Source organism: Sorangium sp. So ce363, from assembly GCF_051520435.1.
Taxonomy (GTDB): domain Bacteria; phylum Myxococcota_A; class Polyangia; order Polyangiales; family Polyangiaceae; genus Sorangium; species Sorangium cellulosum_B.
In genome coordinates, this window is the sequence record NZ_CP150333.1 from 12,212,154 (window position 1) to 12,234,752 (window position 22,599).

23 protein-coding genes are annotated in these 22,599 nt (G+C 72.9%); 10 read left to right on the forward strand and 13 right to left on the reverse strand.

The genetic code is table 11. The features are described 5' to 3' along the window. The first annotated feature begins 7 nt into the window (after positions 1 to 7). Positions 8 to 1,018, forward strand: a complete 1,011-nt coding sequence (locus tag WMF12_RS45840) for a hypothetical protein (RefSeq protein ID WP_437855181.1) — start codon at positions 8 to 10, stop codon at positions 1,016 to 1,018. A gap of 1 nt (position 1,019) precedes the next feature. Here the strand turns inward: WMF12_RS45840 and WMF12_RS45845 are convergent, their stop codons facing one another. From WMF12_RS45845 to WMF12_RS45855, 3 genes are all read right to left on the reverse strand, one after another. Further along, positions 1,020 to 2,399 (reverse strand): PAS domain-containing protein, encoded by a 1,380-nt coding sequence (locus WMF12_RS45845; RefSeq protein ID WP_437855183.1) that lies wholly within the window; start codon positions 2,397 to 2,399, stop codon positions 1,020 to 1,022. A gap of 411 nt (positions 2,400 to 2,810) precedes the next feature. Further along, positions 2,811 to 3,647, reverse strand: a complete 837-nt coding sequence (locus WMF12_RS45850) for a hypothetical protein (protein ID WP_437855185.1) — start codon at positions 3,645 to 3,647, stop codon at positions 2,811 to 2,813. A 461-nt stretch (positions 3,648 to 4,108) separates the two neighbouring features. Further along, positions 4,109 to 4,957, reverse strand: coding sequence for a DUF4349 domain-containing protein (locus tag WMF12_RS45855; RefSeq protein WP_437855187.1), 849 nt, complete (start codon positions 4,955 to 4,957; stop codon positions 4,109 to 4,111). A gap of 292 nt (positions 4,958 to 5,249) precedes the next feature. Between WMF12_RS45855 and WMF12_RS45860 the strand changes: the two genes are divergently transcribed. Continuing rightward, positions 5,250 to 6,173, forward strand: coding sequence for an NAD(P)/FAD-dependent oxidoreductase (locus tag WMF12_RS45860; RefSeq protein WP_437855188.1), 924 nt, complete (start codon positions 5,250 to 5,252; stop codon positions 6,171 to 6,173). A gap of 40 nt (positions 6,174 to 6,213) precedes the next feature. Here WMF12_RS45860 and WMF12_RS45865 read toward each other — a convergent pair whose 3' ends face one another. The 5 genes from WMF12_RS45865 to WMF12_RS45885 all read right to left on the reverse strand — a co-directional run bounded on the left by WMF12_RS45865 (position 6,214) and on the right by WMF12_RS45885 (position 9,421). Continuing rightward, positions 6,214 to 6,675, reverse strand: coding sequence for a hypothetical protein (locus WMF12_RS45865; RefSeq protein WP_437743039.1), 462 nt, complete (start codon positions 6,673 to 6,675; stop codon positions 6,214 to 6,216). Continuing rightward, positions 6,672 to 7,061, reverse strand: coding sequence for a hypothetical protein (locus tag WMF12_RS45870; RefSeq protein WP_437743040.1), 390 nt, complete (start codon positions 7,059 to 7,061; stop codon positions 6,672 to 6,674). Before WMF12_RS45870 ends, WMF12_RS45865 begins: the two co-directional genes overlap by 4 nt. Further along, positions 7,054 to 7,620, reverse strand: a complete 567-nt coding sequence (locus tag WMF12_RS45875; protein ID WP_437743041.1) for an RNA polymerase sigma factor — start codon at positions 7,618 to 7,620, stop codon at positions 7,054 to 7,056. The genes WMF12_RS45870 and WMF12_RS45875 overlap by 8 nt, the downstream gene beginning before the upstream one ends. 29 nt (positions 7,621 to 7,649) lie before the next feature. Beyond that, positions 7,650 to 8,762, reverse strand: coding sequence for a Spy/CpxP family protein refolding chaperone (locus WMF12_RS45880; protein WP_437855191.1), 1,113 nt, complete (start codon positions 8,760 to 8,762; stop codon positions 7,650 to 7,652). A gap of 167 nt (positions 8,763 to 8,929) precedes the next feature. Continuing rightward, positions 8,930 to 9,421 carry a GreA/GreB family elongation factor gene (locus WMF12_RS45885; protein ID WP_437855194.1) on the reverse strand — a complete coding sequence of 164 codons (492 nt, stop codon included), beginning with the start codon at positions 9,419 to 9,421 and terminating at the stop codon, positions 8,930 to 8,932. 753 nt (positions 9,422 to 10,174) lie between these two features. On the opposite strand from WMF12_RS45885, the gene WMF12_RS45890 reads away from it, so the two are divergent. From WMF12_RS45890 to WMF12_RS45910, 5 genes are all read left to right on the forward strand, one after another. Then, entirely contained in the window at positions 10,175 to 10,786 is a 612-nt protein-coding gene (locus WMF12_RS45890; RefSeq protein ID WP_437855196.1) for a response regulator transcription factor, read from the forward strand. Positions 10,787 to 10,832: 46 nt separating this feature from the next. Continuing rightward, on the forward strand, positions 10,833 to 11,567 hold the full coding sequence (locus tag WMF12_RS45895; RefSeq protein WP_437855198.1) for a sensor histidine kinase: 735 nt from the start codon (positions 10,833 to 10,835) through the stop codon (positions 11,565 to 11,567). A gap of 25 nt (positions 11,568 to 11,592) precedes the next feature. Next, the gene (locus WMF12_RS45900; RefSeq protein ID WP_437855202.1) at positions 11,593 to 13,173 is read left to right on the forward strand and encodes a sensor histidine kinase; all 1,581 of its coding nucleotides are present in this window, start codon (positions 11,593 to 11,595) and stop codon (positions 13,171 to 13,173) included. Between the two features lie 38 nt (positions 13,174 to 13,211). Then, the gene (locus WMF12_RS45905; RefSeq protein WP_437855203.1) at positions 13,212 to 13,946 is read left to right on the forward strand and encodes a response regulator; all 735 of its coding nucleotides are present in this window, start codon (positions 13,212 to 13,214) and stop codon (positions 13,944 to 13,946) included. Between the two features lie 88 nt (positions 13,947 to 14,034). Beyond that, entirely contained in the window at positions 14,035 to 14,391 is a 357-nt protein-coding gene (locus tag WMF12_RS45910) for a response regulator (protein ID WP_437743048.1), read from the forward strand. A gap of 78 nt (positions 14,392 to 14,469) precedes the next feature. On the opposite strand, the gene WMF12_RS45915 is transcribed toward WMF12_RS45910, so the two are convergent. Continuing rightward, positions 14,470 to 15,594: an acyl-CoA dehydrogenase family protein gene (locus WMF12_RS45915; RefSeq protein WP_437855206.1), complete on the reverse strand. Its 1,125-nt coding sequence runs from the start codon at positions 15,592 to 15,594 to the stop codon at positions 14,470 to 14,472. Positions 15,595 to 15,695: 101 nt separating this feature from the next. Further along, entirely contained in the window at positions 15,696 to 16,847 is a 1,152-nt protein-coding gene (locus WMF12_RS45920) for a methionine aminotransferase (RefSeq protein WP_437855208.1), read from the reverse strand. A gap of 227 nt (positions 16,848 to 17,074) precedes the next feature. Here WMF12_RS45920 and WMF12_RS45925 point away from each other — a divergent pair, with 227 nt between their 5' ends. Beyond that, a complete protein-coding gene (locus WMF12_RS45925) occupies positions 17,075 to 17,800 on the forward strand; it encodes an SDR family oxidoreductase (RefSeq protein ID WP_437855211.1) in 726 nt (241 codons plus the stop codon). Positions 17,801 to 17,834: 34 nt separating this feature from the next. Here the strand turns inward: WMF12_RS45925 and WMF12_RS45930 are convergent, their stop codons facing one another. After that, positions 17,835 to 18,452: a TetR/AcrR family transcriptional regulator gene (locus tag WMF12_RS45930; protein WP_437873960.1), complete on the reverse strand. Its 618-nt coding sequence runs from the start codon at positions 18,450 to 18,452 to the stop codon at positions 17,835 to 17,837. A gap of 108 nt (positions 18,453 to 18,560) precedes the next feature. Between WMF12_RS45930 and WMF12_RS45935 the strand changes: the two genes are divergently transcribed. After that, complete coding sequence (locus WMF12_RS45935; protein WP_437855214.1) at positions 18,561 to 19,301, forward strand: SDR family NAD(P)-dependent oxidoreductase; 741 nt, start codon at positions 18,561 to 18,563, stop codon at positions 19,299 to 19,301. A gap of 107 nt (positions 19,302 to 19,408) precedes the next feature. On the opposite strand, the gene WMF12_RS45940 is transcribed toward WMF12_RS45935, so the two are convergent. Continuing rightward, a complete protein-coding gene (locus tag WMF12_RS45940) occupies positions 19,409 to 21,553 on the reverse strand; it encodes a cytochrome C peroxidase (RefSeq protein ID WP_437855219.1) in 2,145 nt (714 codons plus the stop codon). Positions 21,554 to 21,687: 134 nt separating this feature from the next. Next, positions 21,688 to 21,813: a hypothetical protein gene (locus WMF12_RS45945; protein WP_437855221.1), complete on the reverse strand. Its 126-nt coding sequence runs from the start codon at positions 21,811 to 21,813 to the stop codon at positions 21,688 to 21,690. Positions 21,814 to 21,908: 95 nt separating this feature from the next. Between WMF12_RS45945 and WMF12_RS45950 the strand changes: the two genes are divergently transcribed. Further along, positions 21,909 to 22,589 carry a DUF1826 domain-containing protein gene (locus WMF12_RS45950; RefSeq protein ID WP_437855223.1) on the forward strand — a complete coding sequence of 227 codons (681 nt, stop codon included), beginning with the start codon at positions 21,909 to 21,911 and terminating at the stop codon, positions 22,587 to 22,589. The last annotated feature ends 10 nt before the right edge of the window (positions 22,590 to 22,599 follow it).

The following is a 22,599-nucleotide window of genomic DNA, read 5'->3' on the forward strand; positions in this document are numbered from 1 at the left end:
CGTCCCGATGGTGCGCATCGAATCTTGGACGTGGATGGGCCGGGCGCTCTCGACGATCGTCCCGCTGGTCGCGCTCACCGGGGGTAGCTGCGTCTTTTACAGCTACGAGGATGTCGTCCCCGGCACGGGCGGAACAGGCGGAACAGACGGAACGAGCGCCAGCGCCGGTGGCACCGTGGAGCCTTGTGGGCAAGGGGGTGGCGGCTGCGGCGGGGCGCCCCCGGAGGGCTGCGATGGGCCGGGGAGCCATGTCTCGACTTGCCTTGTCGATGACGGCTTGCTCGCGCGGTATTTCCTCGACGCGTATGACGCCGATGGCAAGCTCGTCGACTCGGGACCGGAGCCGGGGCTCTCGCTCGACGTGGTGCCTGACGGAGAGAGGCTGACGCTGGAAGGCGAGGCGGGGCGCGTGGGCCTCCGCTGGACGACCCTGGGCGGCAACGCGCGCGTGGAGGCCGCGTTTTCTTCGACCGCCACGCCCCCGAGCAAGCTCCTCGTGTCGAAGGCGGCGCTCACGCTCGAGACCGTGGTGAGCGTGACGGACGCGGCGGTCGAGGGCGTGCCGGCTCGCATCCTGTACCTCGGGACCGATACAGGAGAGTTCGGGAAGTACTCGCTGAGCGCGGGCGACCCCGACGGGATGGGAAACCGAGAGCTGCAGTTCCACATCTACGCCAGCTCCCAGACGCTGTTCGTGGGTCAGTGGTTCATTCCCCTCGAGGAGATGGAGCGGCCGTGCGTCCTGCACCTCGTGCTGAACGCCGCCGAGGGCGTCGTCGATCTCTACGTGAACGGCGATGTGCGAACGAACGAGATCCTGGAGCGGCCGCCCGCCGACTATGTTTTCACGTGGGCGGAGCCGACGTGGTATCTCGTGCTCGGAAACACGCGGAAGGCCGGGCGCGCTCTTCGCGGCTCGATCCAGTATGCCGCGGTGTACGGCGAGCCGTTGACCCCCGGGCAGGTGAAGGCCAACGCCGCGACGCTGGCGAAGAGCGACGATGGCCCCGGGATGTGAGCTAGTGCGCGCCGCGCCCGCTCCGGGTTCGCGCTGGCGGCCGCGCCCCCTCGCGGCCGGAGAGCGCATAGGTCACCCCGCGCTCCAGCGTCCCCCGCGTCACGATCCCCCCCAGATCGGCCCCCAGCTCCACGAGCGCCTGCGCCACGCTCGGCCGGATCCCGGTGAGTACCACCTCGGCCCCGAGCAGCCGCGCGCTCCGCGCCGCCCGGATCAGCGCGTCCGTCACCTCCGGCCCCGCCTGCGGAACCCCCGTCACGTCGAGGATGGTGATCCGGGCGTGCTGGCGGGAGATCCCGTCCAGCAGCGTCTCGGTGAACTGCGCGCCCCGCTCGCGGGTCAGCTCGCCGACCAGCGGCGCCACCAGCACCCCGTCCGCAATGGGCAATAGCGGCGTTGAGATCGCCCGTATCGTCTCCTGCTGCACGAGCAGCATCTTCTCTTGCAGGTGCCGGGTCCTCGCCTCGGCCCGCACCCGCTCGGTGATGTCCACCGCGATTGCCCCGCATCCGGAGACCCTGCCCTCCTCGTCGCGGAGCGCGAACCTGGTGCTCATGTACACGTGCGTCCCGTCGGCCAGCTCCATCTCGTCCTCGGAGGTGATGGGCTCGGACGACGCCATCGCCGCCCGGTCCTGCGTCGCGAACCGGTCGGCGATCTCCGCGGGGAACAGGTCGTGCTGGGTCTTCCCCATCAGCTCCTGGCGGGGCTTGCCGAGGAGCGCCTCGACCGGCGGGTTCAGCAGCGTGTGGCGGCCCTCGCTGTCCCGCGCGAACATGAGCATCGGCGCGTTCTGAATGAAGGCCTCCAGCAGCGCGGCGCCCCGGCGCCTCTGCGCCTCGGACTCCACGCGCGCGGTGACGTCGATGGTCACCACCGCCACGAAGCGGTTCCCGCTCGCGTCCTCGAACGCAACGTAGCTCGGCTCGGTCCAGAGCCGGCGCCGATCCTTGTAGAGCTCGCCCGGCTCGGTGTCGTAGGGGACCGGGGGCAGCGTGACCACCTCCCCGGCGAGCGCTCGGCGGAAGGCCTCGGCGTGGCCCGTCGTCACCGCCTGCGGATCCTCCAGCGCGTTGTACTTGCCGATGATCTGCTCGGGGCTGATGCGCCACCGCGCGCAGTCGGCCCGGTTGATCGCGACGAGGAGCCCGTCCGCGCGGTGGACCACCAGCGGTACGGTCACCGCATCGAAGAGCGCGCGGTAAGGCACGCTGTCCGCGAGCTCGCGCTGCGCGTCGCGCGGCGCCGCGCCCGAGCTGAGCCTTCGCTCCAGCTCCTCCACGCGAGCCCGGAGCCGCGCGTTCTCTGCCTTGATTCGCTCGTCGCTCTGCCGGTCGATCTCCATCGTCCCCCCTGAGCCCTGCCTGATCTGCGACCTCACGTGCGGCCGCTCGCCGCCGAGGAGAGCGCGCTCAGCCCCCCTGAGCCCTGCGCGCCGCTCTCCGCCCGCGGCCGCCCCGGAGTTCTTCTGCGCTGAAATGGTGCACCATCAGGCCGGCCCCGTGAAGTACTGAATCGGCCGGGGCTGGCTCGTTCTCGCGGGCTGGCGCGTCGACAGCGGTACTCCCACGCACGACCGACTCGCCCTCATCGCAGCCCCGCGCACCACCGACCGGGACCTGCCCTTCGTGCTCGCCGCCTCGTACATCGGAGCATCTCGGAGGCGCTATCGACACGGCGAAAGACACCTTCGATCCGGACGGACGCCGCTTCGTGTTTGCGTGGCTCCTGTTCCCGGAGAATGTCCTGTCGACCAGGGGCAGGTTCCGCGGCTCGGGCTCGCCGTCCGTGGCTAGGGAAGAAAGACGGTGATCACACGGGTGGTCGACTCCGGGATGCCGGTGAGGTTGTTGACGCAGCTCGGGTAGTACATGCCGTTCGTGTTGAGCTGCTGGCAGTAGGCGGCGCACGACCCGCGGATGCTGAGCATCCCGCACTGCTGGACGGCCCCGCCGCTGGTGAGGTGACCGGCGGCGCAGTCCCGCAAGAGCGACCGTGAATGGCCGCGATTCGCCTCATCGTAGCAGGCGTTCAGGTACGGAGAGGGGGCAAACAGATTGCCCCAGAAGGCGCCTTCCAGATGCGTGTAGGTCGTGAGCTCGAGGGTACCGGTCTTGTCGATGGCCGAGGGGGTGCCCCGCGAGGAGATCGTCACGGAGACGCCGTACCAGTTCGTCCGCGACGCGAGGCACGCCGAGATCCACTGCTGGTCCATCAGGCCGAGCGGCTTGGTGCTCCAGTCCGGCACGAGGCCGATGATCCCCCTGTACTCCTCGTTGTGCACCGTGCCCGAGCCGTCGGTCCACGAGAAGCTGAACGACTGCGCCGGGAGGAACGCACAGCCGACCACATAGCTGAGGAGCTGGCGCGAGAGATCGCCGGCCGCGCCCGGATCCCGGATCGCGCTCAGGGCCGCCGGGCTCAATGCGTTGGGGTTGAGGGCGTTGGGGTTGAGGGCGTTGGGGTTGAGGGCGTTGGGGTTGAGGGCGTTGGGGTTGAGGGCGTTGACGAACTCGAGCGCGCTAAGGGCAACTCCTAAGGAGTCCTCCTCCTCTTCCTGAACTGCGACGCAGCCGACCAAAGACACGAGCAAAAGCGCTGCGAAATCAGCGATGCTGATCCGGTACATCGTCGTTCCCCCCCCGGGTTCGTCCCTTCGTGCCCTCGTCGAAGGTCACATGGGGTGTACCGATGACTAGCCATCATGTCCAGTACTCAACAGGCGATTTGTGTAGAAATCTGAAGTCGTTGGAGTCAGGGGTGCTCTGTCCACGGCGTGCCGGGCGAGCGCGAGACCGCGTGTCGTGTTCGTCGCGCGCCGTCTGACACCCAGCAAGGAGCGTGGATGATCGAAATCTCACATTGCATGAAGGCTCGACAGAAGGGCAACGAGCGGTCTGTGTGTCGTTGCGATGTGCAGTGTGGCGATAGGAGCGTGCGCGGGGCCGGGGGCAATGGCGCGAGGCACGCCGCTCGCTGACGAGCTCGCTGACGAGCGCGCCGCCGAGCGCCCCGGCAAGCGCTGTCAGGGGATCTCGTGCGCGGGGGCCGAGCGGGTGGTGATCGAGCTGCTCGGGTCTGCGATCCGGCTCACCCGGGGCCGATCTCGCCGTCGCCGCGCGGGCCCTGCGCCGGAGGCGGCGAGGTCGGTTCCGGGGAAGGCTGCGCGCCCTGCGCCGGCGGCGCGGCGATCGGGTAAGGCTGCGCACCCTGCACCGGCGGCGCGCCGCTCGGGTAAGCGTGCATCGGGCCCGCCTGGAAGGGCGGACGGAAGCTGGCTGTCGTGCGCCGCTGCCGCCGGACGATCGCGCGAAGGGCGTAGTAGAGCGCCGCGAAGAACGCCGCCAGGAGCAGCAACGTGGGGCCGATCGAGGCGGCGAGGACCGCGGTTTTCACGGCGACGACCCCCGCGTTCTCGATTCCCTCGCTGGCCGCGCGGGCGATCTTGCCGCCGGCGCCCAATGTCTGCTCCTCGCCGCGCGCCGTGATCGACATCTTCACGGTCGCATAGGCGATCTGCCCCTCCAGCAACCGCTCCTGCGCCTCGATCTGCTCGATCGTCTCACGCACGCTCCCGAGCTGCTTCTCGACGGCGACCACGTCCGCGAGGCTCCCCGTCCTGTCGGAGAGCAGGTCGAGCAGCCGCTTCTCCTGGGCGCGGGCGTTCCGCAGCCGCGCGCCGATGTCCGCGCGCTGCTCGGTCACGTCCTCGGCCTTCTCCGCGTCGTCGACCACCTCACCGACCGACGCCACCGCGGCGCGGAACGCGCCGACCTTCGCCGAGGGGACCCGCGCCTCGAGCGACGCGCTCCGGTGCGGGCCGCCGTGCACCCGGGCCTCGCTCACGTAGCCGCCGTGCTCCTCGACCGCGGTCCGCAGCCGCTGCATCGCCGGCTCGAAGGCGTCGACAAGGATCGCGGTCTCGACGGTGATCCGCATCGCCCTCCCGGCGAGCGGCGGCGCCGCGGGTAATGGCCCCGGCGCTCGCTGATCCAGCGCCGCGGCCTGCGCGGGCGGGGCCGACCCGGAATGGTCCCCTCTGGCGCAGGCGCTCGTCAGCGTCACCGCCAGGAGCAGCACGGCAGGCAGCCTCATGCAGGAGCGCATGAGGTGACCATAGCGGCTCGAGCGAACGCCCGCGAGCGGCGCCCGCGAGCCCACCTCGGACGAGGACGCGGACACGCCGTGCGCGCCGGTGGCGGGCCCGCCCGTTGCGAGGCGGGCGCCGACCATGTCGACACGCGAAGAGGACATCCCGGGATACGACGCGATCATCGTCGGCGGAGGGCCGGCCGGCCTCAGCGCGGCGCTCATCCTGGGGCGCTGCCGGAGGCGCGTCCTCGTGTGCGACTCGGGGCAGTACCGCAACCACGCGGCGCCCGAAATGCACGGCTTCCTGTCGCGCGACGGGATCGCGCCGCCCGAGCTCCGGCGGATAGCGCGCGAACAGCTGGCGCCGTACGGCGTCGAGATCCGCGAGGCCGCCGTCACCGACGTCCGCCGCGGAGCGAGGCGCTTCGAGGTGACGCTGGAAGGCGGCGAGCGCCTGCGCTGCCGCAAGCTGCTGCTCGCCACCGGGCTCGTCGACCGGCTGCCGGAGCTGCCGGGGCTCCCCGCGATGTACGGCAAGAGCGCGCACCACTGCCCCTACTGCGATGGATGGGAGGCGCGCGATCAGGCGATCGGCGTCTACGGACAGGGCAGCACCGGGGTCTCGCTCGCCGTGAACATGAAGACGTGGAGCGATGACGTGGTCCTGTTCACGGACGGGCCAGCGTCCCTGTCGAGATCGGACGCGGATCGGCTCGCGCGCCACCGGATCGGCGTGCGCGAGGAGCGTGTCGTCCGGCTCGAGGGCAGGGACGGGATGCTGGAGCGCGTGGTGCTCGAGGACGGCAGCGCGGTGGAGCGCCGCTCGCTCTTCCTCAAGGCGAAGCAGGAGCAGGGGTCGGATCTGGCCGAGCGGCTCCGCTGCACGGTCACGGAGGAGCGGGGCGTCGAGACGGTCGCCGAGCACGAGGAGACGACCTGCGAAGGGGTCTTCGTCGCCGGGGACGCCTCGAAGGAGGTGCTGCTCGCCATCGTGGCCGCCGCGGAGGGAGCCGCCGCGGCGTTCGGGATCAACTGCGCGCTGCAAGACGAGGAGCTCGCGTAGCGGGGCAGCGCGCCCTCGTCGGCGCTGCCCGGACAGGCGCTCAGTCGCCCCGACCGCCCGGCCCGCGCCCGCGGCCAGGCCCCGGCCCGAACGGCGGCGGGCCCGGGCGCCGCCGCCGCTCGGCCTCGAGCTCCTCGTAGCGGGTGAGCTGCTCGGGCGTGAGCACGCCCTTCACGCGCGCGTCGGTGCGATCGCGGAGGGCGTCGAGCGCGGGGCGGCACTCGGAGAGGAGCCGGTCCCGCTCGGCCTCGGCCTCGGCGAGGGTCGCCCTGAGCTCGCGCACCTGGCGGTCGGTGAGGTCGAGGTGGCGGCGCATCGCCTTGAGGCGGAACTGGGCGCGCGCCTCGGTCGGAGGGCCCCGGAAGGTGGCCTCGAGCTCGTGCAGGGCCGTGACGTGACCGAAGGCCACGCCTGCGACGTGGCCGAAGAGGAAGACGGCGGCGAGCACGGCCAGGGGCTTCCAGCGCGCCGGGGCAGGCGGGGGCGCGGGGCGCAGGGTCATTCGCTCGCCTCGACGGTCTCGACGGAGGCCATGATCGCGCTGTCGACGTCGCGCTGCGTGTGCAGGAAGAAGAGGACGCTCGCGGCCGCCGCGAGGGCGGTGACGACGATCGCGGCGCGACCCGAACGGACGATGCCGTCAGCCACCGCGACGCGCGCGGGCAGGGGAGCGGCCGTCGCGGCGCGGAGCACAGCCTCGGTGAAGGCGGCGTCCGGCGCGATGGCCTCGGTGGCGCGGGCGATGCGGGCGAGCGGGTCGTCGGGCGCCGCCGCGGCGCGCAGCACGGCCGCGGTGAAGCGGTCGTCGGCGTCGAGGCGGTCGGTCGCGGCCGCGAGGCGCGCGAGATCCCGATCGAGCTCTGTCCGGTCGTCGTCGCGGTCAGGCATGAGGCGCCTCCTTCTCGGTCTGCCGCGCGCGGAGCGCCGCGCGGGCGCGGACCAAACGTTGCTCAACGGCGCCCTCGGAGCAACCGAGCGCGGCCGCGGCCTCCTTCGCGGGCAGCCCCTCGACGGCGACGAGGACGAGCGCGGCGCGCTCCTGGGGCGGCAGCGCGGCGAGCAGGGCGTCGAGCTCGCGCAGCGCGACGCGCGCCTCGGCGGAGACGAGGCCGTCGAAGCGCGGCTCGGCGGGCGCCTCGCGCGGGGTGTCGCGGCGGCGCCGGAGGGCGTCGAGGGAGGCGTTCGTCACGATGCGGTACAGCCAGGTCTCCACCTTCGATCTCCCGTCGTAGCGCCCCTCGCGCAGGGCGCGGTAGGCGTCGACGAACGCCTCCTGAAGGGCGTCCTCGGCCTCCGCGAGGTCGCCGACGAGGCGCGCGGCGAGGCGGTACATCGGCGCGCGCGTGTGCTCGACGATCTGCCGGAAGGCCGCGTCATCGCCCCCGGCGACGCGCGCTGCGACGAGCCTGAGGTCGACGATCACGAGCCCTCGCGATTCTGCGCCCATCGCACCGCGCGTGCCACCGGGACCAGCGCTCAGCGGCGCTCGGGGCCGTGGTCGCCGTGCCCGGGGTCGTGATCGCCGTGCCCGGGGCCGTGGTCGCCGTGCTCGGGGCCGTGGTCGCCGTGCCCGGGGCCGTGGTCGCCGTGCTCGGGGCCGTGGTCGCCGTGCCCGGGGCCGTGGTCGCCGTGCCCGGGGCCGTGGTCCGGCCTGCCCGCGGTCGGGCCCCTCCCGAGGCGAGCGGCTAGGGCGTTGCGCTGCGCGACGTCGAGGATCGGGACGATCGCGCCCAGCATGTCGATCATGTGGCCCAGGTGCGCCCGTGGGCCCATCTCCGCGTCCGCGGCCGGCAGGAACGCGTTCGCGTCGAAGCGGTCCGCGGCGAACGTCTCGAGCCGCGCGCGCATCTCGGCGCGCTTCGCCGCATGCCTCGCGTCCACGTCAGCGTCGCTCGGTCGCAGGCTCTCGAGGGCCTTGTCGATCTGCGCGCGCTGCTGGTCGCTGAGGTTGAGGCCGTGGAGGAGGTGGCCCAGCGGACCGCCCCTCATGCCGGGGCCGTGCATCATGCCGGGGCCGTGCATCCCGGCGCGCTCGCCGCGCGGGCCGCGGTCGCCCCTCTCTCCTCGCTCATCCATCCTCGCGGCGATCGCGTCGACGAGCTTTCGGCGCTGCTCCTTCGTGAGCGTGGCGTGCAGGGTGCTCAGCGCCCCGGCGACGCGCGCACGGTGCTCCTCGGGCACTGGGCCGGCGTCCGGGAGCTTCGCCTCGATCGCGGCCCGATCGATCTTGCCTGCGCGCACGCCCTCGGCGAGCGCCGCGAGGACGGCCCCGTGGTCCGGGTGCTCCTTCGCGCCGTCGTGCAGGCCCTCGAGGGCACCCTTAATCGTCGCCTTCTGCGCGTCCGAGAGGTCGAGCGCGTGGAGCGCTGCGCGCAGGAGGTGCTCCGGGCCGTGGTGGCCGCCGAAGCCCTTCCGGTGGCCGCCGGGGCGGTCCCCCTTCGACGGCCCCTGAGCGAGCGCCGCCTCGGCGGCCTCCTCGCTCGGGGACGTGTCGCCCTGCCCCGGCTCCGCCGTGCAACCGGCCGCGCCGACGAGCGCGCCGACGAGCGGCAATATCCCACCAAGCCTCCACCAACGAGACTGCGTCATGGACTCTTCTCCTGGGTCGCCCGCGTCGTGCCGAGCGGGTCGTTCATCCCTGTGACGCCGGCGGGGAGGGGGACCCTACGAGGACGAGCGTCTTTTTCTGGACTCAGGCCCCTCGGGCAAGCTCCGCAGGCGGCCCGGAGGCCGGCTTAGGCCCGTCCGGGCCGGCCTTACCGCACGCTGGCGATCAGGTGGGTGCGCGTCCCCTGCGGTGTGGCGACCTCAGCCTCGTCGCCCTCCGACAGGCCCAGCAGGGACGCGCCGAGGGGGCTCGTCGTGGCGAGGGTCTGCAGCTCGACCCCCTGGAACTGGATGCGCTCGCCGCCCGCGGCCGGCAGGAGGAAGTAGAGAGCGCGCCGCTTTCCGCTCTCCAGCTCCACGAGCGCCGAGCTCTCGATGCCCGCGCCAGGGCCGAACTCGCGCACCGTGACGGCGCCCAGCCTGGCGAGCGCCTGCTCGATCTGGAGCACGCGCTCGCTGTGACCTCGCGCCACGTAGGACGCCTCGGTGGCGCGCATGTCCTTGTCGCCCTCGGCGCGGTTCTCCTCGTGCGTCACGGCGCTCGCGGCGTCGCGCGCCCGCTCGGTGAAGCGCTCGAGCTCACGGGCGAGCTGATCCTTCAGGGCCGCGAGCAACGCGCGTTTGTCGATGGCCGGTGGCATGGACACGCACATCTTACCAGATGGGATCGCGGCGGTCACTCCACGGTCGTCAGGCGCCGCGCGGCGCTGAAGACAGCCGAGCGGCGCAGCCGTCCTCGGCACCGCCCGGCGCGCGTCCGTCTCCGCCGGTCGCAGAGGAGGAGACGGGAGGCGGCCCGGCTCCTCCGGGAAGGCCGCGCGCCGCGCGCCTGCCCGCCGGCGAGCGGCGCCGAGCGCACACCTGCGCTGATTGCAGCTCTGTAATGGATGCCTCTCGCACAGAGTCGCAGCTCATGGCGCCTTTTCGCGTCGAGATCTCCCCGCTCCTTGCAGATGTGCAATCCATGCGCGTCGAGCGCGGCGGACTGCCGACGCGCTTATCGTTCGTGTGAATCGAATGTTTCAAGACGGTGACTTGGAAGCACGAAGACGGGCGATGACGCGCAAAGACCCGCAAAGACGCGCGAAGACGCGCGAAGACGCGCGAAGACGCGCGAAGACGCGCGAAGACGCCCCACAACGGCGAGCCGGAGAACCGCTCAGGAATCGTTCAGGAATCTTCGTTGCCGGGGAAGGGTGAGTAGTGTAGATTCCTAATCTGCTGCGCCGCTGCTCCGGGCTGGAACGTATCGACACGAGAGCATGGGTGTCGTGCGGCGCCACCGCACAGCCTGGAGCGCGCGGGCCGAGCGCGCGCGACATGACGCGAGGCGTCCTGCCGCCGCTCGCCCGGGCTGCGTCCAGATCACTGCACGAGCACACAAGAGGAGAATCGTGAGCCTGTATGCCCAGGAGCGGCTGCGCGTGCTCGTCGTCGACGACGAGCGGAGGATGCTGGACAGCATCGCGGCCATCCTCGACGACGACGTCGATGTCGAGACCTGCACGTCCGCCCACCGGGCGCTCGAGCTGCTGCAGACAGGCCAGTTCCACGTGGTCTGCTCCGACTACAAGATGCCCGGGATGAACGGAGACGAGCTCCTCAAGCGGGTCGCCGGCCTGCCGTTCTACACGAGCTGCCTGCTGATCACCGGCGACGAGGAGTACATCCGCTCCGGCGAGGCGGGCCGCCACTACGTCATCCTCAAGCCGTTCGAGCCCGCCCGGGTCACCCGGATCGTCCTGGAGCTCGCGCGCCTCGCCCACGCGCGGCGGGCCGCGGACGCCGGCGCGGGTGCCGCCTCGGCGCGCGAGGCCGCCGCGCCCGCCTCGAAGACGAGGAGGGCCGCGCCGTCGCTCAGGCCGCGGGAGGCCCAGGACGCGCCGGCGTCCTCGCAGCGCGAGCGGGTGAGCTCGTACCCGCCCCCGTCCTCCCGCGCGGCGTCGAGCTACCTGGACACGGTGCGGGTCGGAGACGCTGGGCTCCCGGCCCGGACCCTCAAGTGATCGACCGCGGCGGCGAACGCGGCGCCCGAGGAGGCCATCCCCCACGATGACGAGCCGAGATCCGCTCGGCGCGGTGGAGCAGACCGCGACGGCCGAGGAGATCGTGGCCACGCTGCGCCACGATCTGCGCAATTGCTTCGGGACGATCCGCAATGCGGCGTTCTTCATCCGGCGCAAGGTCGCCCGGGAGCAGGCCTTTCGGGACGACCCGCGGGTGGAGCAATTCCTCGACGTCATCGACGAGGAGGCGATCGCGGCGAGCGCGCTCGTCGACGGCGCCGTCGACGCGAACCCGAGCCTCAGGCGGCGGCCGGTGAGCGCGAGCGCCCGCGAGTGCGTCCTCACGGCGGCGGCCTGCGCGCGCATCGCCGAGCCGGGGATCCGCGTCGACGTCGACGCGGCGGAGGGCGTGGTCGAGCTCGATCCGGCCGAGCTCGCCCTGGCGGTCCGGTGCCTCGTCGAGAACGCGGCGGAGTCGATGCCCGGGGGCGGGGTGGTCACGCTGCGCGGGAGCGTGGTGGGCGCGCGTTACCGCATCGAGGTCGGCGACACGGGGACGGGCGTGCCCGAGGAGGAGCGGGAGGCGGTCACGCGCCCGTTCTACACCACCAAGCCGGGCCGCCTCGGCCTCGGGCTCAACATCGCCGGGCGCGTGGCGCGCCGCTATTTCGGGGCGCTCACCCTCGGCCGCAGCGCACCCTCGGGCACGCTGGCCTGCATCGAGCTGCCCCTCGCTCTGGCGCCCGAGCCGCCCGGCGCGGGCGCCGAGGAGCGGCTGTGACGGCGCGTGCGGCCGAGGCGCCGCGATGAGCATCCGGGCCGCCCTCTCGCTGATCTTCGCCGTGGCCGCGGCCGTCGTGCTGCTCGCGACCGGCGCGCTCCACGTCACGTCCGCCAGCATGTCGCGGCTCCAGCGGCGCGCCGAGCTGTCGTACGAGGATCTCACCCGCCACGTCACGCTCGCCAACCACGCCGGCCGCTACATGCGGGAAGCCGCGGAGATCTCCCTCGGCGGCGGCGACACCGAGGAGCTCCATTACCTGGCCGGGCTCGTCGCGCGGGACCTGGCCGCGGCGGAGGCGCTCGAGCGGGCGCGGGAGCCGCTCGAGCGGGCGCGGGAGCCGCTCGAGTGGGCGTGGGAGCCGCTCGAGCGGGCGCTGATCGAGGGTGAGCGCGCCCCCGAGGCGCTGCGCGAGGCGCAGGAGGGCGACGAGCGCCTGCGCCGGATGCGCGCGAGCTTCGCGGCGATCTCCGGGGGTGTCGACCACGTGTCCCGCATGGCGAGCGCCGGGGATCTGGCGGCCTACCGGAGGTTCGTGGAGCGTCCCGAGGCCGAGTACGAGGACGGGTTCGTGCCCCAGATCGACGCGGCCATCGCCGACGCGCGGCGCGACGTCGCGCGGAACGCGGAGGAGGCGGGCCGCGCAGGCGCCAGGATCAGGATCGCGAGCATCGCCCTGATGACGGCGGCGCTCGTGCTCCTCGTCGTCCTCCTCGGCGGGCTCCTGCGCTCGATGGCGCGCGGGTTCGGCGCGCTCGCGGAGTGCTCGCGGCGCATCGCCGGAGGCGACCTCGATTACCCGCTGCCCGACCTGGGAAAGCACGAGTTCGGGCGCATGGGCACGGCGCTCCGCCACATGGCCGAGAGCCTGCGCGAGGCCCAGGCGTCGAGCGTGCGCGTCGAGCGGCTCGCGGCGATCGGGCAGCTCGCGGCGAGCGTCGGGCACGAGCTGCGCAACCCGCTCGGCGCCATCCGGAACGCGACGCACTACCTCAAGAAGCGCCTCGCCCGGACCGAGGTCGGCGCGGAGCCGCGCGTCGCCCAGTTCCTCGGCCTGATGGAGAAGGAGCTGCTCTCGTGCAACCGGATCATCGGCGATCTCCTGGACTTCGCGCGTGAGCGCAGGCTCCGCTGCACCGCCTGCCCGCTCGCGCCCCTGGTGGACGACGCCATGTCGGTCGTCGCGCCGCCCGCGCACGTGCGCCTGGAGAACCTCGTGCCGGCGGCGCTGCCGGTGCCGAGCCTCGACAAGGACCAGTTCCGGCAGGTGCTCGTGAACCTGATCCAGAACGCGGCCGAGGCGATCCCGGTCGAACGCGAAGGGTGGGTGCGTGTGGTTGGACGTGTATGTGACGAGGCCGTGAGCCTCGTGGTGGCCGACAACGGGGAGGGGATCGAGGAGGAGCACCTCGCGAAGATCTTCGAGCCGCTCTTCAGCACGAAGCTGAAGGGGACGGGCCTCGGGCTCGCCATCACCGCCGGGATCGTCCGCCTGCACGGCGGCACGATCGCGGTGGAGAGCGCGCCCGGCGCGGGGACGACGTTCACCATCCGGTTACCGCGCGCCGCGGCGCCGGAGGTACACTCCTCCGTGCAGCCCGCGTGACAGCGTGACAGCGTGACAGCGGAGGGAGACGGCCGTCGATGCAAGGGACCGGACCGGTGCTCGTGGTGGACGACGAGGAAGGGATGCGCGCCACGCTCGCTGCGAACCTCGAGCTCGAGGGGTATGAGGTCGTCGAGGCGCGGGACGGGGCGCACGCGCTCGAGCTCGTGAGGCAGCGGCGCTTCGCGCTCGTGCTGAGCGACGTGAGGATGCCCGGCCTCGACGGCGTCGCGACGTTCCGGGAGATCAAGCGGCTCCAGCCGGAGCTCACGGTGGTGCTGATGACCGGCTTCGCGCGCGAGCAGCTCATCGAGCAGGGCATCGGCGAGGGCGTCTATGCGGTCATCTACAAGCCCTTCTCGATGGAGCACCTCATCCGGATCATCGCGCGGGCCCTCTCGTCGCGCGGCGTGCTCGTGGTGGACGATCTCCCCGCGGTCGCGGAGTCGATCGTGGCGGGGCTCAACGCGGCCGGGCTGCGCGCGGAGGCCGTGTACGACGGGCACACGGCCATCCAGCGCGCGCGGGACGCGGCGGTCGACGTATGCGTGATCGACCTCCGGATGCCGTCGCTGGACGGCGTGAGGACCCACGAGCAGATCCGGCGGCTGAGCCGCCGGATCACGGTGATCGCGATGACCGGCCACGCGACGCCGGAGATGATCCACGCGTTCACGAGCCAGGGCGGGTACGCCTGCCTCCACAAACCGTTCGAGGTGCGCGAGCTGATGCACACGATCGCGCGCGCCCGGAGCGACCCGGGGACGTGCTGAGGGCCGCGGGACATGGCGCGGGGGAGGGGCGGGCGCTGCGCCCTGCCTGGCCGCGACCGCGCCGGCCGCGCGGGCGGAGGAGGGCGGCGTGAGCGTGACCGTGCTCCTCGTCGACGACGACGCGTCGTCCCGGTTCGTGCTCGCGACGCTCCTGGAGGACGAGGGCTTCCAGGTGGAGGAGGCCGGCTCGTTCGCCGAGGCCGGGCGGAAGATCGCGGCGGAGGGCGCGCGGTACGACCTCGCGCTGCTCGATCAGAACCTCGGCGACGGCCACGGCACCGATCTCGTGGCGGTGCTGCGGGCGCGCCTGCCGCGCGCGAAGGCGGTGCTGATCAGCGGCAGCGGCGACGAGGCCCTCGGCGACGCGCCCCCGCCGGACGCGGTGCTCTCGAAGGGGATCGGCTTTCCGGATCTGCTCGATCGGATCCGGCAGCTGCTCGGCTGACGCGCGCCGGCGCCGCGCGCTCCGACGCCGTGCGCTCCGACGCCGCGCGGGCTCGCGCAGATGGCCGCACGCGCGGCGTCAGGCGACGCCGAGCAGGGCCTTGCCCACGATGTCGCGGATCGCGGGGCCGGACAGGGCCATGATGGGGCCGCTCATCGCGTCGCGCAGGTGGCGCTCGATGGGGCGGCTGCGCATGTACCCGGCGCCGCCGGCGATCTCCAGGGCCGAGGTGGCGATGGCCACCGCGGCCTCGTTGGCCACCACCTTGGACTGCAGCTGCAGGAGGCCGTAGCTCGGGTCGCCCGCGTCCAGGGCGGCGGCGGTGCGCATGGCGAGGGCGCGCGCGGCCTCGAGGCGCAGGCTCATGTCGGCCACGGCGAACTGCACCCATTGCAGCTCGGCGATGGGCCGGTCGCCCGGCGGCAGGACCCGCTCCTTGGCGTAGGCCACGGCCGCGGCCATGGCGGCCTCGGCGATGCCAACGGAGAGCCAGCCGAGGCCGTTGGGGATGGGGTTGGGCGCCGTGGGATCGACCGCGAGCCGCCGCGACTCGCGCAGGAGCGTGCCCTGGAAGCGGACGATCTGGCTGCGCGTGGCCCGCATGCCGAGCGTGTCCCAGACGGGCTCGATGGCGATCGAGTCGTCCCTCTCGAGGAGGAAGAACGCGGGCTGGCCGTCGCAGACCGCGGCCGTGAAGAAGAAGTCCGCGTGCTCGCACCCGGTGACGAAGCGCTTCTCGCCGGTCAGGCGATAGCCGCCCTCGGCCTTCTGGGCCACCTGGCGCGGCACGAGGAACATGTTGCCGCTGGTGGGCTCGGAGAGCGCGTTGCCGACCCACGCGCCGCGGCGGATCGCCTGCTCGAAGCGGGACCGCTCGCCGGGGTCGACGAGGGCGCGGTACACCGACATGGCGCCCTGGTGCATGAGCCACGCCGTGGCGAACGACGCGTCGCCCCGCGCGAGGATGGCGACGATGCGGCCGAAGGTGAGCCACGAGCAGGGCGCGCGGGCGGCGTCGTCGCCGGCGGCCCCGCCGAGCAGCGCTGTGTTGATCGGTGAGCGGATCGTGGCGGTCAGCCCCTCGATCGGGAAGGTGGCGTCCCGGTCGTGTCGGGCCGCGTGCTCGGCGAGGAGCGCCGAGATCCGCTCGGCCTCGGCGAGGAGCTCGTGGGCCTGAGTTGCGTCGTTCTTCTCTGCATTCATGAGGTCGTTCCTCTGTGGCTGCGAGGCATTGAGTTCGCCCGGCTGTCGACGAAGCCGGGTGGACGGAAGGTGGCGCCCCGGAGGTCCGCCGCGGCGGGCCCTCAGACCCGGCGCAGCCTCTCGGCCGCGCGCTCCAGCGTCTCGTCCCGCTTGGCGAAGCAGAACCGCAGGACGGGCCCGGGCTCCACGCCGGAGAGGAAAGGGGAGATCGGGATCGAGGCGACGCCGTGCTCGCGGAGGAGGCGCAGCGCGAAGTCGGCGTCTCGCTCGGACGTGATCGCGGAGGTGTCGAGCAGCTGGAAATACGTGCCCTCGCACGGCAGCGGGCGGAACCGCGAGCCATCGATGAGCCGCAGGAAGAGATCCCGCTTCGCCTGGTAGAAGGGCGCGAGATCGGCGGCGAGCGGGTCGCGCGTCACGACCTCGGCATACGCGTGCTGGATGGCGCCGTTCACCGCGAACGTCACGAACTGGTGCACCCGCTGGATCTCGGCCGAGAGCGCCTGCGGCGCCGCGCAATAGCCCACCTTCCAGCCGGTCGTGTGGTACGTCTTGCCGAAGGAGCTGATGACGACGGAGCGATCCGAGAGCTCCGGATACCGCGCGAGGCTCTCGTGCCGGCGCCCGTCGAAGAGGATGTGCTCGTACACCTCGTCACCGACGACGAGGGCGTCGGTCCCTTCCAGCACCCGCCCGAGCTCGCGCATGTCGTCGGCCGACAGCATCGTTCCGGTCGGGTTGTGCGGTGAGTTGATGAGCAGGAGCCGCGTGCGCGGGGTGATCGCGCGCCGCACCTCGTCCCAGTCGACGCGGTACTCCGGAAAGCGGAGCGTGACGAACACGGGCGTTCCGCCGTTCAGCTGCACGGCCGGCGCGTACGAGTCATAGCAGGGCTGGAACAGGATGACCTCGTCCCCGGGGCGGACGAACGCCGTGATCGTGCTGAAGATGCCCTCGGTGGCGCCCGAGGTGATCGTGATCTCGGTCGCCGGGTCGTAGCGGCGGCCATAGAGCCGCTCGATCTTCATCGCGAGCGCCTCGCGCAAGGCCAGCACGCCCTGCATGGGGGCATACTGGTTGTGGCCCGCGCGCATGTGGCGGGCGACGGCCTCCACCAGATCCGGCGCGCAGTCGAAATCCGGGAAGCCCTGCGAAAGGTTGATGGCGCCGTGCTCGTTCGCGAGCCGCGTCATCACCGTGAAGATGCTGACGCCGGTCGACGGCAGCTTCGATGGGAGCGCGGGCGTGGTCATGGCAGGTCCTATATCACCCCTTCAGCCCGGCCGTGCTTCCCGGCGGCGCGCCGCGGAGCGCGAGGGCCGCGACCACCGCCCCCGAGACCAGCCTCGAGGCCGGCGCTCTGCCTGAGGCCGGGCACCGGCTTCGCGCCGGCGGGGCGCGCCCGTGATAACGTGCCTCCCGCCGGCGCGGGGGGCGACGCTCCGTTCCTCTGCGCGCGGCGGAGAGAGAGGGGGACACCGTGCGGCTGAAGGACAAGATCGCGCTCATCACCGGGGCGAGCAGGGGAATCGGGAAGGCCAGCGCGCTCGCGCTGAGCCGGGAGGGGGCCGTCGTGGTCGGCGTGGCGCGCACCGCGGCCGATCTGGCGGCGCTCGAGCGGGAGCTCCGCGAGGCGGGCGGCCGCGGGCTGATGATCGAGGCCGACGTCACCCGCGCCGCGTCCGTCGCCGCGTGCGTGGAGCGGGCGGTCCGCGAGCTCGAGAGGGTCGACATCCTCGTCAACAACGCGGGCATCGGCGGATACCGGCCCTTCCTCGAGTGGTCGGAGGACGACTACGACCGCATCATGGCGACGAACGTGAAGGGGACATGGCTGTTCTGCCGCGAGGTGATCCCCCACATGCGCCGCCAGGGCGGCGGCCACATCATCAACGTCGCCAGCGTCGCCGGCCTGCAGGGCTATCCGAGCGAGGCCATCTACTGCGCCTCCAAGTTCGCGCAGATGGGCCTGACCCAGGCGCTCGATCGCGAGTTCTGGCAGGACAACATCAAGGTGAGCGCCGTCTGTCCGGGCGGCGTCGAGACGCACTTCGCCCTCGGCGACGGGCGAACCGCCGGCTCGGAGCGCATGCGCGGCTTCTCCACGCCGGAGGACGTGGCCGAGGCCGTGGTGCTCGCCGCGCTGCCGCGGGACCGCTCGCGCATCGTGCAGATCGTCATGCGGCCGATGAACGAAGCCACGTAGCGCGCGGGCTCGCCTCGCGCGCCGCCTCGCGCGCTCAGACCGCGGCGCGCGGCCTCGCCAGCGTCTCCCATGCTGCCATCGCGCAGTCGACGATCGCCTGGAGCGCCTCGCGCGAGGCGCCGTCGCGGGCCTGGAGGGAGAGGCCCTGGAGCACGGTGGTGTAGAAGGCGGCGAGCGCCCTCGTGTCGGTGCCCGCCGGCACGTCGCCCTCGACGACGCCGCGATCCAGCCGGCGCCGGAGCGCGTCGAGCGCCGCCCGCCGGCACCCGGCGAGGTAGGCGCGCACGCGCTCGTTCTCCGGCGTGCCGAGCGTCGCGGCGAGCACGATCATGCAGCCGCTCGGCTTGCCCGGCGTCGCGTACCCCTCCACGTTGCCGCGCAGCATCGCCTCGACCGCCCTGCGCGCCGTCGGCTCGTCGCTCATGGCCCGGTTCGTCGCCGCGCCCTCGACCTCGCTGTAGAGCGCCACGGCCTCGCGAAACAGCGCCTCCTTGCAGCCGAACGCGGCGTAGAGGCTCGGCGAGTTGATGCCCATCGCGGCCGTGAGATCGCTGAGCGAGGTGCCCTCGTAGCCCCGCTCCCAGAACACCTCCATCGCCCGCCGCAGGGCGGCGCCCCGATCGAAGCTGCGAGGGCGACCCCGTCCGACCATCATCGAGACCTTTCTGTATTTCTGTGACGATCGATAAAAAACTGATTGACCACCGGTCACGGGAGAGCGTATACATTCTGTATCGATCTGTACAGAAAAGAGGTACACATGGCGGAGTTCGCAGGCAAGGTGGCGCTGGTGACCGGGGGCAGCCGTGGGATTGGCGCGGCGATCGTCAAGCGGCTGGCGCGGGGCGGGGCGGATGTGGCGCTGACGTACGTGAGCGCCGCGGACAAGGGGCGCTCGGTCATCGCCGACGTCGAGGCGGCGGGTCGGCGGGGGATGGCGATCGCGGCGGACACCGCGGATCCGGCTGCGATCGTCGGCGCGGTCGAGCGGACGGTGGCCGAGTTCGGCAGGCTGGACATCCTCGTCAACAACGCCGGTGTCGCCATCATGGCGCCGATCGAGGCTGTGACGCTCGCGGACCTGGACAAGACGCTGGGGATCCATGTGCGGGGCGTCTTCCTCGCCTCGCAGGCCGCGGCGCGGCACATGGGCGCTGGCGGGCGCATCGTCAGCATCGGCAGCTGCCTCGCCGACCGGGTGCCGGGGCCGGGAATCACGCTGTACTCCATGAGCAAGACCGCGCTGGTCGGCCTCACGAAGGGCCTCGCCCGCGATCTCGGGCCGCGCGGCATCACCGCCAACCTCATCCAGCCCGGCCCGATCGACACGGACATGAACCCGGCCAACGGCGCTGGAGCGGACATGCAGCGGAGCATGCTCGCGCTCGGTCACTACGGCAGCACCGACGACATCGCCGCCACGGTCGCTCACCTTGCCGGCGAAGGCGGGCGCTTCATCACCGGAGCGACGATCACCATCGACGGCGGGTTCACGGCCTGAGGGGGCCGCGCGGCGCGCGCTGGGCGCCGGTCGCGCGGCCATCAGGGCGACTCCAGGGAGGTACGGCGCGGTGCCGTCGAGTGCGTATCAGGCCGGCCGCGCCACCCTCAGAGCGACTCCAGGTAAGCGACCAGGGCGCGCCTATCCCCGGCCGACAGGTGGGCCGTGTGGCCCATGGAGCCGTCCACCCCCTCGACCAGCGCGAGCAGCGTCGGGTAGCGGCCGTCGTGGTAGTACGGCGCGGACCGGCCGACGAAGCGCAGCGAGGGAGTCTCGAAGGAGCGCTCCGTCTCGACGCGCGTCGCGCTCCGCACGTCGTGCCGCGCGCCGTCGGTGGTCAGCTCGTCGCCGACATGGCAGCTCGAGCAGCCCGCCTCGCGGGCGTGGAAGACCTCCTCGCCGCGCGCGGCGAGGGCCGCGCCGGCGCCGGCCACCGCGGTTGCCGGCTCTGCGGCCGCCGCTTCTGCGGCGCCGGCCGGCGCCGCCACGAGCGCGGCGCGCTCCTCGGCCGTGAGGACCGTCGCCTCGGCGGGCGGATCCATGCCGCGGAGGTACGCGAAGATGGCGTCGCGCTCCTTCGCGCTCAGGCCGGTGCCCGCGAGCCGGGACATGGTGCGGGCGAAGTGGCTCGCCAGGTCTTTCTTGCCGCCCTCCCAGCCGTACGGCGCGGTGCCGTCGAGCCGCCCCATGAGCATCGGCGTCTGGCGCGGGCCCTCCGGCGTCGACCAGGTGAGCGCGTCGTCGCGGCCGTCGGGGTGGCAGCTGGCGCAGGCGCGGCCGTCGAACGCGACGCGACGGCCGCCGGCCGCGTGGAACAGCCGCTGGCCCTCCGCGCGCTGCTCGTCGAGGCGCGACGCGCGGGGCAGGGTGATGACCGGCAGCTCGCCCCCGAGCTCCTTGCCGACGGCGCCGATCGCGGCCGGCCCCGGGTCGCGCGCGGCGGGAAGGATCGTCAGCGCGCCGTCGAACCGGGAGAAGACCACGGCGCGCCGGCGCGCTCCGTCGACGGCGATGGCGGTGGGCCCGGCGCCCACGCGGGCGCGGAAGAGCTCGCGATCCCGCACCGATCCGGGCCGCGGCGGCTTGCCGGGGATCTGGGCGCGGGCGTCGTAGGCGATCACCTCGTCGTGGCCGAGGCACGCGACGAGCAGGACCTCGTCCCCGGGCTCGATCGCTGCCGCCCGCGGGAGCCGGCAGCCGCGGAGCCCGAGGTGGGCCGAGACCGGCGGGACGTCCGCTCGTTCGCCCATCGCGTCGACGACCGCGATGTGCTCGATCACGGTAGCGACCAGCGCGCTGCCGTAACCGCCGCCGCCCGTCGCGGGCCCCGGATCGACGAGCGCGATGGGCGCGAAGACCGCGCCGCTCGCCGCCCGCGCCAGCGCGAAGCCCTGGGAGCCGCGGCGATCCACGTCCACCGTCGGGCGGCGCACCTGGAACGGCGTCCCGTCCTCGAAATCGAAGGGCACTTTCCGCGAGGGCCCGCTCGAGCTGCGGGGGAAAGGCTTGGCGAGCTTCGACGTCGATCTCGGGGCGCGCCGCTCCACCCCGTCGGTCGACAGCTCCCGCGCGCCGGTCGGCGCGCCGCCTTCGCCGAGCGTCACGACGCTGATGCGGCCGCCGACCGCGTGGGAGACGAACGCGCGCCGGCCGTCGCTCGACGCGACGACCGCGCTGGGATCCCGGGCGAGCGGGAGCTCCCCGGTGCGCCGGAGGTCGGCGGTCGCGAGGCTGGTGAGCGCGTGGCCCCAGCGGCTCGCGACGAGCAGCGTGGCGCGGTCCGGCGTCATCGCGAGGCCCACCGGCTCGCTCGCCACGGGCACCAGGCACCTTCGCTCGAGGGGGGCGGCAGGCCCTACCGGCTCCAGCACCTCGAGCAGGGCGCGGTCGCGCAGCGAGGCCACGACGCGGCCGTCGCCCAGCACGATCACCTGGGCGGGCCGGCCCGCGAGCGGCGTGCGCGCGAGCGCGGCGCGGGCGTCGATGTCGACGGTGTGGAGGACAGCGTCGTCCTCGTCGGCGACGAAGGCGAGGGTGCGCCCACCGAGCTCCGCGAGGGCGACGCCGGAGCCGGCGTGGGTCGCGTCGAGGGGCGTGGGCGCGGTGCCCACCGCGCGCCGGGCGCAGAGGGGCGGCGGCGGCGCCTCCGCCGCGGCGGGACGGCTGGTCGGCGGCGCCGGGGCCGGGTCGCGCGGGGAGGGGGTGCAGGCGAGGGCGAGGAGGGCGAGGGCGGTCGGAGCGGCGGCTCTCATGCCCGGACCATCGGCCCGGCGGGCGAGAGTGTGACAGAGGCGTCGCCGCGGGGTCGTCGCTCGCCTGGCCTGGCCTGGCCGGGCTGGAGCGCCGGACAGGCGGGGGTGAGCCGGCCTGCTCGGACCCCGGCGGCTCAATCCGCGTGATAGATCACGCGTTCCCAGTCAGGAGGCGAGTCGTTCAGGTCGTTGTCTCCGCAGCGGTAGCCCACGTCGAGCGATCCATCCACCGGTTGCCCGCTGATGCAACTTGGTTGCATCAGCGCCGTACCCCATGGCATCATGGTTCGCGAGGCTTCGTCGCGGCATGGTGGCTCATGTCGCGGCGCCTACACGGAAGGCCAGACAAGACGTGATGACGACAACGACCGCTGAGGAACACGAGGATTTCGCATCGCCGCGCGCGGCGCCAGCCAGCTCGACGCGCGTCGTGACGGAGCTCGTCGACCTGGCCGAGCTCGCGGCGCCCGAGGTGAGCGTCTGCGTCCTGCGGCGAGGCGTCGACCCCGACGTGGACGGCTTCGTGCGCGAATGGCTGCTGCCACGGCCGCTCGCCGAGACGCTGAGCGTCGATCCGATCGCGCCCGACCTCGCGGCGCTGGCTGCTGGAGCGCCCCCCTCGCCCGGTCGTGAAGCCTTCCTCGAGGACGTGCGTGGGCTGATATCGCTCTTCGCGGATCTCACGGGCTGCCCGCGGGTCGGCCTACGGCTCGCGCGGCTCGCGAAGCCCATGTGCCCTCGTCTCCACGCGGACATGGTGACCGTCCGCCTGGTGACCACCTATGTCGGGCCTGGGACGGAGTGGGCAGAGCACGCGGCCGTCCGGCGGGACCGGCTCGGACACCGAGCGAACGGTGTCCCCGACGAGGTCTCGGGGGTGCTGCGCGCCGGCACGCGCCTCCGCCGGATGGAGCCGTTCGACGTCGGGCTGCTCAAGGGAGAGGCGTGGCCGGGCAACCAGGACCGCGGTGCGGTGCACCGGTCGCCGCCCGGAACGTCGCCACGTGTCGTCGTGACACTCGACGCCCTGGCCTGAATCCGCGGCG

What these genes read in the sequence shown, in the direction of transcription:
- WMF12_RS45840 (WP_437855181.1), top strand. Translation starts at nt 8, where the DNA reads ATGGTGCGCATCGAATCTTGGACGTGGATGGGCCGGGCGCTCTCGACG.
- WMF12_RS45850 (WP_437855185.1), bottom strand. Translation starts at nt 3,647, where the DNA reads ATGTACCGGATCAGCATCGCTGATTTCGCAGCGCTTTTGCTCGTGTCT.
- WMF12_RS45855 (WP_437855187.1), bottom strand. Translation starts at nt 4,957, where the DNA reads ATGCGGATCACCGTCGAGACCGCGATCCTTGTCGACGCCTTCGAGCCG.
- WMF12_RS45860 (WP_437855188.1), top strand. Translation starts at nt 5,250, where the DNA reads ATGTCGACACGCGAAGAGGACATCCCGGGATACGACGCGATCATCGTC.
- WMF12_RS45865 (WP_437743039.1), bottom strand. Translation starts at nt 6,675, where the DNA reads ATGACCCTGCGCCCCGCGCCCCCGCCTGCCCCGGCGCGCTGGAAGCCC.
- WMF12_RS45870 (WP_437743040.1), bottom strand. Translation starts at nt 7,061, where the DNA reads ATGCCTGACCGCGACGACGACCGGACAGAGCTCGATCGGGATCTCGCG.
- WMF12_RS45875 (WP_437743041.1), bottom strand. Translation starts at nt 7,620, where the DNA reads ATGGGCGCAGAATCGCGAGGGCTCGTGATCGTCGACCTCAGGCTCGTC.
- WMF12_RS45880 (WP_437855191.1), bottom strand. Translation starts at nt 8,762, where the DNA reads ATGACGCAGTCTCGTTGGTGGAGGCTTGGTGGGATATTGCCGCTCGTC.
- WMF12_RS45885 (WP_437855194.1), bottom strand. Translation starts at nt 9,421, where the DNA reads ATGCCACCGGCCATCGACAAACGCGCGTTGCTCGCGGCCCTGAAGGAT.
- WMF12_RS45895 (WP_437855198.1), top strand. Translation starts at nt 10,833, where the DNA reads ATGACGAGCCGAGATCCGCTCGGCGCGGTGGAGCAGACCGCGACGGCC.
- WMF12_RS45900 (WP_437855202.1), top strand. Translation starts at nt 11,593, where the DNA reads ATGAGCATCCGGGCCGCCCTCTCGCTGATCTTCGCCGTGGCCGCGGCC.
- WMF12_RS45905 (WP_437855203.1), top strand. Translation starts at nt 13,212, where the DNA reads ATGCAAGGGACCGGACCGGTGCTCGTGGTGGACGACGAGGAAGGGATG.
- WMF12_RS45915 (WP_437855206.1), bottom strand. Translation starts at nt 15,594, where the DNA reads ATGAATGCAGAGAAGAACGACGCAACTCAGGCCCACGAGCTCCTCGCC.
- WMF12_RS45920 (WP_437855208.1), bottom strand. Translation starts at nt 16,847, where the DNA reads ATGACCACGCCCGCGCTCCCATCGAAGCTGCCGTCGACCGGCGTCAGC.
- WMF12_RS45930 (WP_437873960.1), bottom strand. Translation starts at nt 18,452, where the DNA reads ATGGTCGGACGGGGTCGCCCTCGCAGCTTCGATCGGGGCGCCGCCCTG.
- WMF12_RS45935 (WP_437855214.1), top strand. Translation starts at nt 18,561, where the DNA reads ATGGCGGAGTTCGCAGGCAAGGTGGCGCTGGTGACCGGGGGCAGCCGT.
- WMF12_RS45940 (WP_437855219.1), bottom strand. Translation starts at nt 21,553, where the DNA reads ATGAGAGCCGCCGCTCCGACCGCCCTCGCCCTCCTCGCCCTCGCCTGC.
- WMF12_RS45945 (WP_437855221.1), bottom strand. Translation starts at nt 21,813, where the DNA reads ATGCAACCAAGTTGCATCAGCGGGCAACCGGTGGATGGATCGCTCGAC.
- WMF12_RS45950 (WP_437855223.1), top strand. Translation starts at nt 21,909, where the DNA reads ATGACGACAACGACCGCTGAGGAACACGAGGATTTCGCATCGCCGCGC.